General features: G+C 59.2%; 14 protein-coding genes. 8 read left to right on the forward strand and 6 right to left on the reverse strand.

From position 1 onward, the window contains the following. Positions 1 to 7: 7 nt before the first annotated feature. On the reverse strand, positions 8 to 595 hold the full coding sequence (locus ACVWY9_RS06685) for a hypothetical protein (protein ID WP_457387858.1): 588 nt from the start codon (positions 593 to 595) through the stop codon (positions 8 to 10). 226 nt (positions 596 to 821) lie between these two features. On the opposite strand from ACVWY9_RS06685, the gene ACVWY9_RS06690 reads away from it, so the two are divergent. The 3 genes from ACVWY9_RS06690 (at position 822) to ACVWY9_RS06700 (ending at position 4,685) form a co-directional block, all read left to right on the forward strand. Then, positions 822 to 1,697, forward strand: a complete 876-nt coding sequence (locus ACVWY9_RS06690) for an SDR family NAD(P)-dependent oxidoreductase (protein WP_457387859.1) — start codon at positions 822 to 824, stop codon at positions 1,695 to 1,697. A 136-nt stretch (positions 1,698 to 1,833) separates the two neighbouring features. Next, on the forward strand, positions 1,834 to 3,756 hold the full coding sequence (ftsH, locus tag ACVWY9_RS06695; protein WP_457387860.1) for an ATP-dependent zinc metalloprotease FtsH: 1,923 nt from the start codon (positions 1,834 to 1,836) through the stop codon (positions 3,754 to 3,756). 107 nt (positions 3,757 to 3,863) lie between these two features. Next, entirely contained in the window at positions 3,864 to 4,685 is an 822-nt protein-coding gene (locus ACVWY9_RS06700) for a class I SAM-dependent methyltransferase (protein WP_457387861.1), read from the forward strand. Between the two features lie 125 nt (positions 4,686 to 4,810). On the opposite strand, the gene ACVWY9_RS06705 is transcribed toward ACVWY9_RS06700, so the two are convergent. After that, on the reverse strand, positions 4,811 to 5,494 hold the full coding sequence (locus ACVWY9_RS06705) for a hypothetical protein (protein ID WP_457387862.1): 684 nt from the start codon (positions 5,492 to 5,494) through the stop codon (positions 4,811 to 4,813). 166 nt (positions 5,495 to 5,660) lie between these two features. Next, positions 5,661 to 7,064, reverse strand: a complete 1,404-nt coding sequence (dnaA, locus tag ACVWY9_RS06710) for a chromosomal replication initiator protein DnaA (RefSeq protein ID WP_457387863.1) — start codon at positions 7,062 to 7,064, stop codon at positions 5,661 to 5,663. Positions 7,065 to 7,290: 226 nt separating this feature from the next. Here dnaA and rpmH point away from each other — a divergent pair, with 226 nt between their 5' ends. From rpmH to ACVWY9_RS06735, 5 genes are all read left to right on the forward strand, one after another. Beyond that, positions 7,291 to 7,431, forward strand: coding sequence for a 50S ribosomal protein L34 (gene rpmH / locus ACVWY9_RS06715; RefSeq protein WP_011434477.1), 141 nt, complete (start codon positions 7,291 to 7,293; stop codon positions 7,429 to 7,431). 93 nt (positions 7,432 to 7,524) lie between these two features. Continuing rightward, positions 7,525 to 7,905: a ribonuclease P protein component gene (gene rnpA / locus ACVWY9_RS06720; protein WP_457387864.1), complete on the forward strand. Its 381-nt coding sequence runs from the start codon at positions 7,525 to 7,527 to the stop codon at positions 7,903 to 7,905. 82 nt (positions 7,906 to 7,987) lie between these two features. Then, positions 7,988 to 11,548, forward strand: coding sequence for a chromosome segregation protein SMC (smc, locus tag ACVWY9_RS06725; RefSeq protein ID WP_457387865.1), 3,561 nt, complete (start codon positions 7,988 to 7,990; stop codon positions 11,546 to 11,548). Positions 11,549 to 11,636: 88 nt separating this feature from the next. Further along, positions 11,637 to 12,218, forward strand: a complete 582-nt coding sequence (locus ACVWY9_RS06730; RefSeq protein WP_011434474.1) for a Uma2 family endonuclease — start codon at positions 11,637 to 11,639, stop codon at positions 12,216 to 12,218. Between the two features lie 185 nt (positions 12,219 to 12,403). Then, on the forward strand, positions 12,404 to 12,985 hold the full coding sequence (locus ACVWY9_RS06735) for a Uma2 family endonuclease (RefSeq protein WP_414382545.1): 582 nt from the start codon (positions 12,404 to 12,406) through the stop codon (positions 12,983 to 12,985). 170 nt (positions 12,986 to 13,155) lie between these two features. Here the strand turns inward: ACVWY9_RS06735 and rsgA are convergent, their stop codons facing one another. The 3 genes from rsgA to dnaJ are packed head-to-tail and all read right to left on the reverse strand — an operon-like array spanning position 13,156 to position 15,646. Next, entirely contained in the window at positions 13,156 to 14,199 is a 1,044-nt protein-coding gene (gene rsgA, locus ACVWY9_RS06740) for a ribosome small subunit-dependent GTPase A (protein ID WP_457387866.1), read from the reverse strand. Further along, positions 14,196 to 14,465 (reverse strand): sulfurtransferase TusA family protein, encoded by a 270-nt coding sequence (locus tag ACVWY9_RS06745; protein ID WP_457387867.1) that lies wholly within the window; start codon positions 14,463 to 14,465, stop codon positions 14,196 to 14,198. The genes rsgA and ACVWY9_RS06745 overlap by 4 nt, the downstream gene beginning before the upstream one ends. Next, positions 14,462 to 15,646, reverse strand: a complete 1,185-nt coding sequence (gene dnaJ, locus ACVWY9_RS06750) for a molecular chaperone DnaJ (protein WP_414329167.1) — start codon at positions 15,644 to 15,646, stop codon at positions 14,462 to 14,464. The genes ACVWY9_RS06745 and dnaJ overlap by 4 nt, the downstream gene beginning before the upstream one ends. Positions 15,647 to 15,708 lie beyond the last annotated feature (62 nt).

The raw sequence follows: 15,708 nt of genomic DNA on the forward strand, positions 1-15,708 counted from the left end.
AAGATCCCTAGGACGAAGAGCCTTCCCCAGGCGAGGCCGAATCGGTCGGCGGGGAGCCGGGATCCGTCTCCGGCACTTCGGGATGGCGAACGGGCTTGGGTAGGGTGCCACCTGCCTTGAGAACCAAACAGCGCACGGTTTGGTGCAGCTCCTCCAGCAAGATGCTGATGGCAGAGCGGAAGTCCCGGTGGTCATCTCGCATTTGCTCCAGCATGGCGCGGATGACTTCCTGACAATCCTTCAGGATGTGCTGCTGCTGGGCAACAATCTGCACCAGTTCGCTTTGTTCCTTGAGCAGCTCCCGCAGACAAGAGCGCAGCTCTTCCACATGGCTCTGCCAAAGGGCCTGTCCTTCCCGCAGCTCCATCACGCTGGTGCGCAAATCGGCGGTCGAGTCTCTCAGGGCTTCGCTGTGGCGGCGCTCGGCTTCCAGTTGCTTTTGCTGCTCCTGCTGCTGTTGGCGCAACTCAGAATTGGCCCGCAAGTTGGCTTCCGCTGCCCTGAGCAATTGAGCCAATCGAACCTCAGTAACAACCCAACGCTCTTCCGGGGAGAGAGATCGACCTCGGCCAACTCGCCTGCAGAAGTACTTCACAGTCGCTGCACCCTATACACAACTCTCTACTTTAAATCAAAGCACCATAGGACTTCAGCCCAAGCAGAGACCTGTCTATCGGGCTTTGTCCCGGCTGTTTTCTGGGTTTACCCAATGTAGCCATGATAGCGGATGCCGAATCCAGAAGTTCGGAAGGCGAGGCTGCCCCTCTCCAGGGATCCCGGTCGTTCTTCTAGGATGGTGGAGAGTTTGGATAAAAGAAACCATGCCTTCACTTGCCAATCAAGTGGTGCTGATTACCGGCGCCTCTGCTGGAATTGGGGAAGCCGTCGCTCTGGAGGCGGCCAAACGCGGGGCTCGCTTGGTGCTGGCGGCCCGCCGGGAAGGGCTGCTGCGAAACGTCAAGGACTTGGTGGAAAGTCGGGGGGCGGAGGCGCTGGTGGTGCCCACCGACATGGCCGATACGGCCCAGGTGGAGGCACTGGCCCAAAAGGCTCTGGATCATTTTGGCCGGGTGGATATCCTGGTGAACAACGCCGGCTATGGCCAGATGGGGCCGGTGGAAGAGGTGGATGTGGCGGCCATGCGGCGCCAGTTTGAGGTGAATGTATTTGGCTTGCACGCCCTCACCCGTGCCCTCTTGCCCCAAATGCGGGAACGGGGCAGTGGCCGCATCCTCAACCTCAGCTCGGTGGCCGGCCAGATGTCCATGCCTTTCAGCGGCGTTTACAGCGCCACCAAGTTTGCTGTCGAAGCCCTCAGCGACGCCCTGCGGGTGGAAGTGGCCCCCTTCGGCATCAAGGTTATCTTGATCGAGCCGGGGCCGGTGGCCACCGAGTTTGGCCGCGTGGCGGAAGAAACCTTTGCCGCTGTTGTCAACCCCAATGGCCCCTACAAGGCGATCTTGGACAAGACTGCCGAGCTGGCCAGCTCGTTCAGCAAAATGGCCTGGCCGGTGGAGAAGGTGGTGGAGCCGATCCTGAGGGCGATGACCGATCCTCACCCTTCCGACCGCTACACCGCTTTCACAGGGGGCAAGGTGGCGTTGGGGCTGATGCGGCTCATGCCCGCTGCTCTGGCTGACTCCATGTGGCGGTGCGTCTATGGGCTGGATGGTCTGGGATCCCCCGGCTCGGCCTAACTGCAGGCTTGTGGCGGGCATCGGATGGGGCAGGGATCCCTCAGGAGCTCATCCTTGCGGGGGTAGGGTTGTGCCTTCCAGGAGGGACAGGTTAAGTTTGTTAAAGGACTTTTAATAACCGAGCGTTCTCTTCCCTATGAACAAGCCTCTATCTCCCCAGCGCTGGCTGATCGCCCTCCTGCTGGGCTTTTGTCTCTGGCAGGGATCCGGCCTGGTGCTGCAGCCTGCACCCGCCCATGCAGCTTTGGCCTCGGCCCTCACCTACGATCGCTTTTTGCGCTACGTCGAGGAGGGGCGGGTTACGGATGTGCGCCTCACGGACAACAATCTGGTAGCTGAAGTTACGGCTGTGGATCCCCAGACCCAGCATTCCACCCGCTACCGAGTGAACCTGCTGCCCAACACCGTACCGCAACTGGTGGACCGCCTCACCGAGCAGGGGATCGAAGTGGGCGTGGTACCCACCCGCAATGGCAGCGCCTTTTGGGCGCTTCTAGGCAACCTGGTGATCCCGCTGTTGCTGTTGGGAGGGTTGTTCTTTTTCCTGCGGCGTGCCGGTGCTGGAGCGGGCGGCCCTGGGCAGGCAATGAACTTCGGCAAATCGCGGGCCCGCTTTCAGATGGAAGCCAAAACCGGCGTTAAGTTCGACGATGTGGCCGGCATCGAAGAGGCCAAAGAAGAATTGCAAGAGGTGGTTACCTTCTTGAAGAAGCCGGAGCGCTTCACCGCTGTTGGGGCCAAGATCCCCAAGGGTGTGTTGTTGGTGGGGCCGCCGGGGACGGGCAAAACCCTTCTGGCCAAGGCCATTGCCGGCGAGGCAGGAGTGCCTTTCTTTAGCCTGTCCGGCTCTGAGTTTGTGGAAATGTTTGTCGGGGTGGGCGCCTCTCGCGTACGGGATCTCTTCAAGAAGGCCAAGGAGAATGCGCCCTGCATCGTCTTCATCGACGAGATCGACGCGGTGGGCCGGCAGCGGGGGGCTGGCATCGGCGGGGGCAACGACGAACGCGAGCAAACCCTGAACCAGTTGCTCACCGAGATGGACGGCTTTGAGGGCAACACCGGCATTATCGTGATTGCCGCCACCAACCGCCCTGATGTGTTGGATGCCGCTCTCTTGCGTCCGGGCCGCTTCGACCGCCAGGTTACGGTGGATCGGCCCAGTTTCAAGGGGCGCTACGAGATCTTGCGGGTGCATGCCCGCAACAAGAAGCTGGCGGAAGAGGTCAGCCTGGAGGCGATTGCCCGCCGTACCCCCGGCTTTGCCGGCGCGGATCTTGCCAACCTGCTCAATGAAGCGGCCATTTTGGCGGCCCGCCGTCAGCGCATGGCCATCACCAACCAAGACATTGAGGACGCCATTGACCGCATCACCATTGGCCTGACCAAGCCGCCGCTTCTGGACGGCAAGAGCAAGCGCCTGATCGCCTACCACGAGTGTGGCCATGCCCTGTTGATGACGCTGCTGCCCCATGCAGATCCCTTGAACAAGGTGACCATCATCCCCCGTTCCGGCGGCGCAGGTGGCTTTGCCCAGCAACTGCCCAACGAGGAGCAGATCGACTCCGGCATGTACAGCCGCGCTTGGCTGCTGGATCGGGTGGTGGTGGGCTTTGGCGGTCGGGCGGCCGAAGAGATCGTCTTCGGCTACTCGGAAGTGACCACCGGAGCCAGCAACGACCTGCAGCAGAACACGAATCTGGTGCGGCAGATGGTGACCCGCTTTGGCATGTCTGAGCTGGGGCCCTTGATGCTGGATCCCCCCAACAACGAGGTATTCTTGGGCGGCGGCTGGATGAACCGCGTCGAGTACTCGGAGGATGTGGCCGCCAAGATCGACCGCCAGGTGCGGCAGATCCTGGAGAGCTGTTACCAGAAAGCCAAGCAGATTTTGCTGGAGCACCGCCCTCTGCTGGATCGATTGGCCGATACCTTGGTGGAACGGGAAACCCTGGATGGCGACGAATTCCGGGCGATTGTCTCGGAGTATGTGCCCATCCCGGAGAAGGTCGGCCTACCCAGTCCACTTGCGGAAGCGGGACGGAGTCCAAAGCTGGTCTAAGGGATCCCATCTCCATTGCCAGATAGACAACTGGGGGGGTTGTTGGGGCTGGATCCCGGCAGCTGCCCCCTTTTCCTCGCGAGTTTTGGGTTGCGTTGGGCTGTCGCATGCTCTCTTCGCTCTCTGCTTTGCCGGTTCACCTCTATCGCTGCCTGAGCTGCGGTCGGGAAGGGCTGACCCAAGCACCAGGGCGGGAACAGGGATCCGTGGCAGATCGGGTTTATTGTCCCAGTTGTGGCCAAATTTACCCCATCACCGCTTCTGGGGCTGTGGATTTTATCGGCAGCTCATCGGACCTGCATCTCACCCCGGCCCAAGCCATTGCCCATCTGCCTGGGTTCGCCTGGGGCTACGATCGCCTCTGGCGGCCCTGGGCCCTGTCGCTGCTGACGGGAGAGAGCTTTGGGAGCGAGCGGGAGAGTCAACTGCTGGCCGAGTTGGTGGGGGAGGGGGATCCCATCTTGGATTTGGGCACTGCCGGGGGGTACTGGAGCCGCTTGCTCCTGGCCAAGGATCCACAACGGACGGTGATCGGCCTGGACAATGCAGCAGGGGTATTGGCGGAAGCCGCTCAACAGGCACAGCCCCACTGGCAGCACTACAGCCTGATGCGGGCCCGAGCCGAACAGCTTCCCCTCGCCTCTGGAACTTTTGGGGCGGTGATCAGCGGGGCCACCTTGAACGAATTGCCTTTGGATCCCTGTTTGCGGGAAATTGCCCGTGTGTTGAGACCGGGAGGAGCCTTTGTCTCGATGCACAGCCAGCAGGTCCAGGGATGGGGGCAGATGGTGCAGCAATGGCTGGAAGCCACCGGCCTTCATTTTTTCTCAGAAACCCAGTTGCGCGAGCACCTTCAACAGGTGGGGCTGCAGTTGGAGCGTTATCTCAGCTTGGGTTGGGTGGCCTTTGTGCGGGCGGTGCGCCTCTGATCTTGGCCGGGTTAAGTTGTGCAGTGGCCATCGAGTCGATGTCGGAGCCATTACCCCAATCCAAGTCATGCCGATCCCTGGCTCCCCTCTTCCACCAAGAGAGAGACTAGGAGTGAGGGCGCACTCTATGGGATCCACTCCAGCCCAACGCCAAAGCTAAACTCCCGATCCAGGGTCGAGTTGCGCAGGCTATAGCGAGCAGAAAGACGAAAGGAAGGGCTAATGGCGTAGGCAGCAGTGAGCTCCGCCAGGGTGGCCTGTCCTTCTTCCGGCTCCTGGGGGGCAACCCAACTGTAGCTACCGGTCAAATCTGCAGCTCCGGGAGCCAAGGCCAAAACAGCAAAAGCCCCATAGCTAACTCCACTGAGGCTGCGGTTCTTTTGTTCCAAAGCCCGATACCCCAGTTGTGGCGCCAGATTAAAACGGGATCCCATGGGGGCCAGAAAGTAACGCATTTCCGACCCGTACTGGCGCACTTCGGGATGTTCGGAAGATTGGCGATAGTCACCACTGAGGGTGAGGCGATCTCCCAGGCGCAAATCCTGCAGGCTGATTCGCCAGTGAGAAGAGGACTCGAAACCGGCCTGCAAGCGGGTGGGCAAGACGGGCGTGTTGCGGATTTCTTCCAGGAGATGGGGCGGGTTTTGCAGCCAGCGGCGCAACACGGGGCTGTCTTCCAAAAGTTGGCTATCCAAGCCCAAATCCAAAGCGGCTGAGAGCGTGGCTGGCGCCGGATCCTGAATGCTGGCTTGCGTGGAATTGGCCCAAACTGGCCACCCAGGCACCAGTCCAGCCCAGAGGAGCAGCATACCCAGGGGAAGCCCTTTGCCAGACTGTCTCACCGCCTGCAACCCCATGCATCGCGTCCCTACTGTAGCCGCTTTCCGAGGGATTCTCCACGCAGACGGGCAAGGCTGGAGGTGCTCCACAGAGCGGCAACAACACCTCAAAGACGGCCCAGCGACAACAGAAAGCCTAGCTGCTCCGGCTGTTGGCAACCACCCGCAAGCGCTCGACCAATTTTTGCAGTTGCCGTTCAAATTGCAGACTTTGCCGCTGTAGCTGACTGACTTTCTCACAGCTATAGAGGACGGTGGTGTGATCTTTTCCCCCAAAGTAGTCGCCAATTTTGGGCAGGCTGAGGTTGGTGTAGTGGCGCATCAAGAACATGGCAATTTGCCGTGCTTGGCTGATGTCGCGCTTGCGGGAGGATCCCAGTAAACTGTCTCGGTCGATGCCGAATTCTTCACAGACCACATCGGTAATCATGTCGGCGGTGATCTCTTTCGGCTCGCTGGGGGGATTGAGGATGGGCTGAATCGTCTCCACGCTCATCGGCAAGCCAGAAATGGAAACATAGGCGACGGCGCGGATCAGGGCACCTTCCAGCTCGCGGATGTTGCTGGTGTAGGTGGTGGCAATGTACTCGATCACCTCTGCGGGCAAGTTCATTCCCTCGTACTCGGCTTTCTTCTTCAGAATGGCCATGCGGGTTTCGATATCCGGCGATTGAATTTCGGCAATCAGGCCCATCGAAAACCGAGAACAGAGACGTTCCTGCAGACGAGGGATCAAATGGGGGGAACGGTCGGCGGCCAGCACAATCTGCTTGCCGGACTCGTGCAGGGTGTTAAAGGTGTGAAAAAACTCCTCTTGAGTGTACTCTTTGCCTTCGATAAATTGAATGTCGTCCACCAATAAAATATCTACATCTCGATAGTGCTCCCGGAAAGACTGCATGCTGTCTCGCCGGATGGCATCGATTAAATCGTTGGTAAACCGTTCGGTGGACACGTAAAAGACTTTGGCCTGTGGATTTGCCTCTAGCTGGTAGTGGCCAATGGCCTGCATCAGGTGGGTTTTGCCCAGCCCTACCCCGCCGCAGAGAAACAGGGGGTTGTAGGCGCGTCCGGGCTTGTCTGCTACGGCCAAGGCCGCTGCGTGGGCCATGCGGTTGTTGGGGCCGACCACAAACCGTGAGAAGGAATACTTGGGGTTGAGATCCGGCGCCCGCATGGGCAGGCTGCCGCCGACTTCCAGTCCTAGGGTGGTGGAGGCAGGTAAGCTGCCGGCTCTGCCCGATGTTGGGGAAATGGTTCTTGAAGGAGGTTCTTCCTCGACCGGAGCATGGGGGGAAACGGAAAACTCCACCTGCAAAGGGATCCCGGCTACCCGCTGCACCACCTCGGTGATGGTGGAGGCGTAGTGCTTTTGCAGCCAGCCCCGCGCCCATTCGCTGGGGGTACAGATGGTGAGGCGGTTGTCCACCAACGATTCAGCCCGCGCCGTTTTGATCCAAGCCTCAAAGGTTGGGCGGCTGAGCTGCACCTGCAGATGACACAGGGCTTCATCCCAGAGCTGATCCAGGGAAATATCCACACCACACACTCAGAGCGACACAGCAGAAGCCCAGAGGAAACAGCGGCGGCTTCCTCGACAGGAGCTTCGGGATTCCCAATTTAACTGCTCGGCGCGGGGTGGCCAATCTAGCAATTTTCCATTGAGTCTGCTAAGATTAACCACCTGTGATCAGTTGCCAGCAGGCTGAATGGCAGTCTGGTCAGCTCTGGCAGATGATCTTGGCTTCATTGGTTGGCTTCTCACCATGACTCAGCGTACCCTTCGTGGCACCAATCGCAGACGCATTCGGGTTTCTGGGTTTCGGGCCAGAATGCGAACGGCAACTGGGCGTCAGGTCTTGCGGCGACGGCGGGCCAAGGGGCGTTATCGCCTGGCGGTTTCCTAAGCCCTTTGGTCAGAGATTTGATTTGTCTTGGTTTTTTGGAGCGTTGCAGCCCAAAACTCGCTGACTTCTGGGGCAGACTCTCCTCGGTGCCCAATGTTGCCTGCTCCTCATCGATTGCGGGATCGACGAGCTTTTCAGGCGCTCTACCAGGGAGGCCAACGTCGTTCCGGTGCAGGCTTAACCCTGCTGTTTCAGCCGATGCCGGTGGGGTGCGAAGGGATCCCCAGCCAGGTGGGACTGGTGATCGGCAGAAAGGTGAGCAAATCTGCCGTAAAACGGAATCGGCTGCGACGCCAGTTGCGAGAAATCTTGCGCCCTCTGTGCCCAAACCTGAAACCCGGATACCGGCTGCTGTTTATCTCCAAGGCAAACTTACTGACCTACCGCTGGCCGGAGCTGAGGGCGGAGGTGCATCGTCTTCTCCAAAAGGCCGACCTGCTCGTCAGCACAGATGCGGACCCCAGGCTGTCCTAGAGACCTAGGCTGCACAGGTTTTTGCTACCCATGCTAGCCTGTTGCCATCATATGCTGGTGGCCACGCTAGATGTGGGGTGTGATGTACATCAAGCGGATTGAGCTGACCCGATTTAAGTCGTTTGGCAGCACCACCTCGTTGCCCCTGCTGCCGGGCTTTACGGTCATTTCCGGCCCCAATGGCTCCGGCAAGTCCAACATCCTGGATGGGATCCTGTTCGCGCTGGGTTTATCGTCCTCGCGGGGGATGCGGGCAGAGAGGCTTTTGGATCTGGTGCATTCCGGCAGCCTCAACGGCAATCGGCAGGTGGAAACCCATGTTTCCGTCACCTTTGAGCTGGGGCCGGGAGAAGATGGTCAGCCCAGGGAATGGAAAGTCAGTCGCCGGCTGCGGGTCAAGCCCGGAAAGGCTGAGGATCCCACTCGCGATAGCGGGACGGATTCTCTCCCCTACACCAGCACTTTCTACATCAACGATGTGCCCTGTACCCTGAGCGAGCTGCACGAACAACTGGAGGCGATGCACATCTACCCCAACGGCTACAACGTCGTTTTACAGGGGGATGTCACCAGCATCATTTCCATGCACCCCAAGGAACGGCGGCAGATCATCGACGAATTGGCGGGGGTGGCCACCTTCGACCGCAAGATCGCCCAGGCCAACAGCAAGCTGGAGGCGGTACGGGAACAAATTGAGCGCTTTCGGCTCATCGAACAAGAATGGCAAGCTCAAGGAGAGCGGCTGCTCAGAGAGAGCGAAAAGGCCCAACACTATCAGCAACTGCGGCTGCAGTTGCAAACGCTGGAGCAGCAGCAACAGGTGTTGCTTTGGCGGCATTTGCAGGCCCAAGTGGAAGAAACCCAGGCGGCCATTCAGCAGCTTCTGGAGGCTCAGGAGCAGGCCACCGCTCAGGTGCAGACCTTGAGCGAGCATTTGCAGCAAGCCGAAGCCGCCCTGACCGAGTTGCAAAGCCGCATCCATGCTCTTGGAGAGGAGGAATACCTGCACCTGCAAGCCCAAATCGCCGCCGCCGAAGCACAGCGGCAACAGGTCAGCCGACAGATCGCAGCCTGGCAGCAGGAGATCCAGCAAGCGCAGCGCCTACATCAGGAGTGCCAAGCCCAACAGCAGCATCTGCAGGCGGAGCTGGAACACCTGCACAGCCAACAGGAGCAACTGGCCCAAGCCCAGGGATCCCTGCAGGCCCAGGTTCGGAAAGCCCAAACCAGCCTGGAACAGAGCCGCGAACAGCTGCGCGCCCTAGCCCAATCCGCTGATGCCTGGGTGAAACAGCAGCGCTACCTCACCCGCCACATTGAGGAACTCCGCGCTGAACAGGAGCCTCTCCAACAGGAGCAAATTCGCCTGCAAGAGCGACAACGGCAACTGGAACGACAAAGCCAAGAGATCCAAGCGGAGATTGCCCAGATCGAGGCGTGGCTGGGATCCCACCTGGCCCTCACCGCCGAGCTGGAACACACTTGCCGACAGTCGGAAGCTCAGGTTCAAACTTTGGCCCAAGAGCTGGCCCAACTGCAGGCCGGCCTGGAGTTGGATCGCGCCACCCACGAACGCCTGGCCGCCGAGCTGCACGCCAAGCAGCGGCAACTGGACAAATGGGAAACCCGCCGCCAAGTGTTGCAAGAGTCCCAGGGATCCCGAGCGACCCAAGCCATCCTGAGTGCCCGTCTGCCGGGGGTTTTGGGGTTGGTGGCCCAGTTGGGGCAGGTGGATCCCCAGTATCAACTGGCCCTGGAGGTTGCAGCAGGCAACCGGCTGCACTTTGTGGTGGTGGAGGATGACACCGTGGCCGTGAGCGCTGTCAACTTTTTGAAACGGGAAAAAGCCGGACGCGCCACCTTTTTGCCCTTGAATAAGCTCCAGCCCACCCGCCCCCCCAGCCCCCTGAAATTGGACGGCCTGATCGACTACGCCATTCGTTTGGTGCGTTTTGAAGAGCGCTACCGGGATGTTTTCGGCTTTGTGTTCGGCTCCACCCTGGTTTTCCAAAGCCTAGAGCTGGCCCAGCCCCACATCGGCAAGCACCGCATGGTTACTCTGGAAGGGGAGCTGTTGGAAACTTCGGGCGCCATGACCGGCGGCAGCGCCCCCCAGCGAGCTGGGATCCACTTTTCTGCCAGCGAACCTTCCGAGGAGGCCGCCTTGCGCTCCCGCTTGGCCGAGCTGGAGGAACTGCTGGCCGCCCTCACCCTGCGCCTACAAGCAGCCCAAGCCCGCGAAAAACAACTGGCCCAAGCCCTGCTGCTCGCCCGCCAGGACGCCTTACAAGCCCAGCAATATCTGGAGCGTCACCAAGCCGATTGCCAAAAGCAACAGGCCCGCCTGCAACACCTGAAGGGATCCCTGGCGCAAAGGCAAAGCGAAAGCCACCAGATCCAGCAGCGGCTCCAGCAGATTCAACTGCGCTGGGATCCCTTGCAACAGCGCCTAGCCGATCTCGCCCTCAAGCTCAGCCAACTGGAGGGATCCCCGGTGAACCAGCATTGGCAGCAACTGCAGCAGGCGGTGCAGCAGCAAGAAAGTCGCTTGGCAGAGCTGCAGCAGCAACTGACCCAACTGGAGCGGCAACAGCAGGAGAACTCCGGCCAACAACACCTGAAACAGGCCCAAATCCAGCACCACCAGGAGCGCCTGCAGGAGAGCAAACAGCGCCAAGCCTATCTGCAGGAGCAAATCGTCCAAGCCCAAGCCACCCTTGGCCAAATCCAGCAACACCTTGCCGAGCAACGGCAACAGATGAGCCAGATCGAGGCCCGACTTTCCCACCTGCGCCAAGAGCGGGATCGGCAAGAATTCCAATTGCGGGCCCAACAACAGCAAATCCAACGCCTGGAGTGGGAACGCTACAACGCCCTCACCCAACAACAGGAAAAAGAGGCTCTGCTGGCCCAACTGCAAACCCAACTGCAAGCGGTGGTTCAAGAGCTGCCGGATCCGCTGCCGGACTTGCCCGCCACCCTGACCTTAGACGAGCTGCAACGGCAAAAACGCAAAACCGAAGAGCAATTGCGATCCCTGGAGCCGGTAAACATGCTGGCCATTGCCGAATACGAACAGACCCAAGCTCGCCTGCGGGATCTCAGCGCCAAACTGGAAACCCTGCACCAAGAGCGCACCGAGTTGTTGCTGCGCATCGAGAACTTTTCCACCCTGCGTCGGCAAGCCTTCTTGGATGCCTTTCATGCCGTCAACGGCCATTTTCAAACCATCTTTGCCCAACTTTCCGATGGGGATGGTCATTTGGAATTGGAAAACCCAGAGGATCCCTTCGCAGGCGGTCTAACCTTGGTGGCCCACCCCAAAGGTAAGCCGGTGCGCCGTCTCAGCGCCATGTCGGGAGGAGAAAAATCCTTGACAGCCCTCAGCTTTATTTTTGCTCTGCAGCGATTCCGCCCTTCCAGCTTTTACGCCTTTGATGAAGTAGATATGTTTTTGGACGGGGCCAATGTGGAAAAATTGGCCAATATGATCTGGCAGCAATCTCGTCAGGCGCAGTTTTTGGTGGTCAGTTTACGCCGCCCCATGATCGAAAAAGCTGAGCACACCATTGGTGTAACCCAGGCCCGCGGTGCATACACTCAGGTGATCGGCCTGACCAAACCCGCCCCTCACCCCAGTTAAGATGTGGCTTGGTTAAGAGCAGAGGGCAAATCCTGAGGTCCCATTAGGCTCATTCTAAGAATGGTTTAGGAGTGTCCAAACGCCTGCCATGGTTGCTCTGACTCTGAATCTATCCCCCCTGACAACCCTGAGCCGAGCAGATTTTATTCGGCTTTGTGCCGCCAATCCTGACTTGAAGCTGGAGCGTACCGCTCAAGGAGAATTGGTTATCATGTCTCCAACCGGCGGGGAAACCGGCCACTGGAATGCCGAAATCACCACAGACTTAACCCTTTGGAATCGGCAATCGGGCCGAGGGAAAAGCTTTGATTCTTCCACCGGATTTTCCTTGCCTTCAGGCAGCGACCGCTCCCCTGATTTGGCCTGGATCCCGATTGAAAAGTGGGAAGCTTTGGATCCCTCAGTCCGTCAAGGATTTTTGCCCTTGTGCCCCGATTTTGTGGTGGAGATCCTCTCGCCCACCGACTCTTGGATTCAAACTCAGGCCAAGATGCAAGAATACATGGATAACGGCTGTCGGCTGGGGTGGCTGCTGGATCCCAAGGCCAAGCGGGTGATGATCTACCGACAAGGGCAAGCGCCGGAATTGGTCGAAGATCCGGAAACCTTATCAGGAGAGGACGTGCTGCCGGGCTTCACCTTGCCCATCCGCAAGATCTGGTCGGCTTGATATGAGTAGCTTTCACGGATTTACGATCCCTGATACAGCTTTTTTCCACACCCTTAACCCAGCCAACTCTGATGGATCTCTTGCATGACAGGGATCCCACGCAATTGCAGAACTCTCCCAACCTTGGAAACAGCTGCAGTAAAAATGTTGAGCGATAGGCCAAAAACAGGCGGAGTCACACTACCATGGCTGCTCTGACTCTGAATCTATCTCCCCTGATAACCCTCAGCCGAGCAGATTTTATCCGGCTTTGTGCCGCCAATCCTGAGCTGAAGCTGGAGCGTACTGCCCAAGGAGAACTGGTCATCATGTCTCCAACCGGTGGGGAAACGGGCAATCTTAACTTTGAAATTGCCGGGGAAGTTTATGTTTGGAATCGGCAATCGGGCAGAGGGAAAAGTTTCGATTCTTCCACCGGATTTTCCTTGCCTTCAGGCAGCGACCGCTCCCCTGATTTGGCCTGGATCCCGATTGAAAAGTGGGAAGCTTTGGATCCCTCAGTCCGTCAAGGATTTTTGCCCCTGTGCCCCGATTTTGTGGTGGAGATCCTCTCGCCCACCGACTCTTGGATTCAAACTCAGGCCAAGATGCAAGAATACATGGACAACGGCTGCCGGCTGGGGTGGCTGCTGGATCCCAAGGCCAAGCGGGTGATGATCTACCGACAAGGGCAAGCGCCGGAATTGGTCGAAGATCCGGAAACCCTATCCGGAGAGGACGTGCTGCCGGGCTTCACCTTGCCCATCCGCAAGATCTGGTCCACCTGACATTCTACGGTCGTTTTATAGTCATTTTAGACAGGAATGAAACATTTCTGTTGTATTGTGTATTGGTTCCTAACTCCCCTCTCCCAAAGGAAGAGGGGCCGGGAGTGGTCGCAGAAGCTGCACGGAATGCTTGAGGAGTGTCTCAATCTAGTTTGGAATGACTATAGTCCTCAGATTGGGGTCTTTCGCGCAATTCTGGCGAGACTGGGATCTTGGCCAGGCTGGATAAGGCCCACCGATGCCTTTTGCACCTGCTGGACTTCTTGCAAAAGCTGCAAGTAAAAAGTCCGTCGTTCCCAATCCAGATCTCGGAGCCCACAGCCCGGCTCTCGATGGTGCAGGCAATCGCGAAACTGACAGGCGCCCAAGCGATCCCTTACTTCGGGGAAGCACCGTATCAACTGCAAAGGATGCACCGGCGGGATCCCTTCGCCAGCATTGAATCCCGGCGAATCGGCGATCCAACCGCCTTCCGGCAAAGGAAACAGCTCCACATGGCGGGTGGTGTGCCGACCATGGCCCAAACGTCTGGAGACGGCCTGAGTGGCCAGCCGAACGTCCGGCAGCAGCCGATTGAGCAAGCTGGATTTGCCCACCCCGGAAGGGCCTGTCACCACCGAGATCTGATCTCGACAGCACTGTTGCAACTGGGGGATCCCAGCTTGGGTGTGGGCACTGACCAACAGAGGCTCATATCCCCACCTCTGCAGACGCTCCACCCAAGTTGTCGCCACTTCTGGATCCACGCAGTCGCATTTGTTCAACACCACCTGAACCCGCAGTTGGCTGGCCTCGGCTTGCACCAGCAGACGACTGAGGGCGTTGGGCTCAGGGTCGGGCTCGGCCAGGGCCACCACCACCAGAACTTGGGTCGCGTTGGCAATAGCGGGTCGAGGCAGCTGAGTGCGCCGCGGCAGGATCGCCTCGATCACCCCCCGCTCCGGCCAGAGGTCGGCGGCAGCAGGCGGCAAGCGCACCTCCACCCAGTCCCCCACCATCACCTGCTGACCCATTTTTTTCAGCTTGGCCCGACTGGTACAGAGAATCTCTGCCGGGGTGGGCTTTTGAGCCGGAAACCGAGCCGGGATCTCGGGAAAGAGGGCAGCCAAACTCGGATCGATACGCACGCGATAAAAGTTGGCCTGCGCTGCGCGCACCCAGCCGGTACAACTGGATCCCGGATCCCCCTTTCCTTCTGGTTTCACCGGGCTCATGCCGACTCAGGCGTGCCACGACGCACCCAGAGAATGTAATGGCCTTCGGGGGCAGCCGCCTGTCCCTCAATCCGATGCCCGGCCATGGCTAGGCTGTTGGGCACCTGCTCCAGGGGTTCTCCTGCATCCAGCCACAGCTCCAGCAGTTCTCCAGGAGCCATGCGCTCCAGGCGCAGCTTCGCCCGCACGTAGTTGAGTGGGCAAGGGATCCCGCGCTGGTCAAGGATAAACTTGACCTCTTCCGACGAAACAGCCTCTGCAGTCATTCTTCCTCACGCTCCCGGTTGCCAGGCATCTGGGCCAGCCCCCGCAACAACCCGCCCAAGAAACCATCCCGCTTGTTGATGCGTTCTCCGTGCAGCTCAGCCAGGCGCATGAGCAATTCCCGCTCTTCTGAGCTGATGCGGGTGGGGATCTCCACCACCAAGGTGATTTGGTGGTCGCCCCGAGACATCGGGTTGCCAATGCGAGGTACCCCCTTGCCCTCCAGGGTCAGCACTGTACCCGGCTGGGATCCGGCTGGGATGGTCAGCTCCACCTCCTCCTCCAGGCCGGCTTTCGAGTCCACGGTGGGCACAGAGACCTTGGCCCCCAAGATGGCCTGCAAATAGCTCACCCGCACCTCCGAGAGAATGGTCAGGCCATCTCGCTGGAAGTCGGGATCCGGTTCCACGAATAGGTAGACGTAGAGATCCCCGGGCGGGCCACCGCGTCGACCGGCATCGCCTTCCCCAGAAACCCGCAAACGGGTGCCACTATCCACGCCGGCTGGGATGTTAATGCGCAGTTTCTTCGTGGTTTGGGCCAAGCCCTCGCCATTGCAGTTGTAGCAGGGCTCTTCCAACACCTGACCGCTGCCACCACAGGTGGGACAAACCGAGACCTGGGTAAAGTTGCCAAACGGCGTGCGGGTTGCCCGCCGCACCTGACCACCGCCCCCGCAGGTGGGGCAAGTTTTCACCTCCGTACCGGGCTTAGCCCCGCTGCCTCCACAGACGTTGCAGACTTCCAAGTGGCTGATGCGAATCTGCTTTTCGCCGCCGAAGATGGCTTCCAGAAACTCCAGTTTTAGGTCAAAGCGCAGATCATCGCCCCGTACCGGCCCCTGGCGACTGCGGGCATAGCTGGCTCCTGCCCCCGCAAAGTTGGTGAAAAAGCTCTCGAAAATGTCGGCAAAGCCACCCATCCCCGCAAAATCCTGGAATCCACTTGCTGCCGCAGCAGCTCCACTCAAACCCGCTTCTCCAAAGCGATCGTAGCGAGCTTTTAGCTCATTATCAGAGAGCACCTCATAGGCACGGTTGATCTCTTTGAAGCGCTCCTCGGCGCCTGGCTCCTTGTTGACATCCGGGTGGTACTTACGAGCCAACCGTCGATAGGCGCGCTTGATCTCCTCTTTGGAGCTATCGCGGCTAACCCCCAAGATTTCATAGTAGTCGCGAGCCATAGAAGCGCTTCAGAAGAGGTTAAAGATCAAAACATCAGACACACTTGAGATGCAACTTGTCA

The sequence above is a fragment of the Thermostichus sp. OS-CIW-31 genome, from assembly GCF_054060305.1.

What these genes read in the sequence shown, in the direction of transcription:
- ACVWY9_RS06730 (WP_011434474.1), top strand. Translation starts at nt 11,637, where the DNA reads ATGGTTGCTCTGACTCTGAATCTATCCCCCCTGACAACCCTGAGCCGA.
- smc (WP_457387865.1), top strand. Translation starts at nt 7,988, where the DNA reads ATGTACATCAAGCGGATTGAGCTGACCCGATTTAAGTCGTTTGGCAGC.
- dnaJ (WP_414329167.1), bottom strand. Translation starts at nt 15,646, where the DNA reads ATGGCTCGCGACTACTATGAAATCTTGGGGGTTAGCCGCGATAGCTCC.
- ACVWY9_RS06700 (WP_457387861.1), top strand. Translation starts at nt 3,864, where the DNA reads ATGCTCTCTTCGCTCTCTGCTTTGCCGGTTCACCTCTATCGCTGCCTG.
- ftsH (WP_457387860.1), top strand. Translation starts at nt 1,834, where the DNA reads ATGAACAAGCCTCTATCTCCCCAGCGCTGGCTGATCGCCCTCCTGCTG.
- rpmH (WP_011434477.1), top strand. Translation starts at nt 7,291, where the DNA reads ATGACTCAGCGTACCCTTCGTGGCACCAATCGCAGACGCATTCGGGTT.
- ACVWY9_RS06745 (WP_457387867.1), bottom strand. Translation starts at nt 14,465, where the DNA reads ATGACTGCAGAGGCTGTTTCGTCGGAAGAGGTCAAGTTTATCCTTGAC.
- rnpA (WP_457387864.1), top strand. Translation starts at nt 7,525, where the DNA reads ATGTTGCCTGCTCCTCATCGATTGCGGGATCGACGAGCTTTTCAGGCG.
- ACVWY9_RS06705 (WP_457387862.1), bottom strand. Translation starts at nt 5,494, where the DNA reads ATGCTGCTCCTCTGGGCTGGACTGGTGCCTGGGTGGCCAGTTTGGGCC.
- rsgA (WP_457387866.1), bottom strand. Translation starts at nt 14,199, where the DNA reads ATGAGCCCGGTGAAACCAGAAGGAAAGGGGGATCCGGGATCCAGTTGT.
- ACVWY9_RS06690 (WP_457387859.1), top strand. Translation starts at nt 822, where the DNA reads ATGCCTTCACTTGCCAATCAAGTGGTGCTGATTACCGGCGCCTCTGCT.
- ACVWY9_RS06735 (WP_414382545.1), top strand. Translation starts at nt 12,404, where the DNA reads ATGGCTGCTCTGACTCTGAATCTATCTCCCCTGATAACCCTCAGCCGA.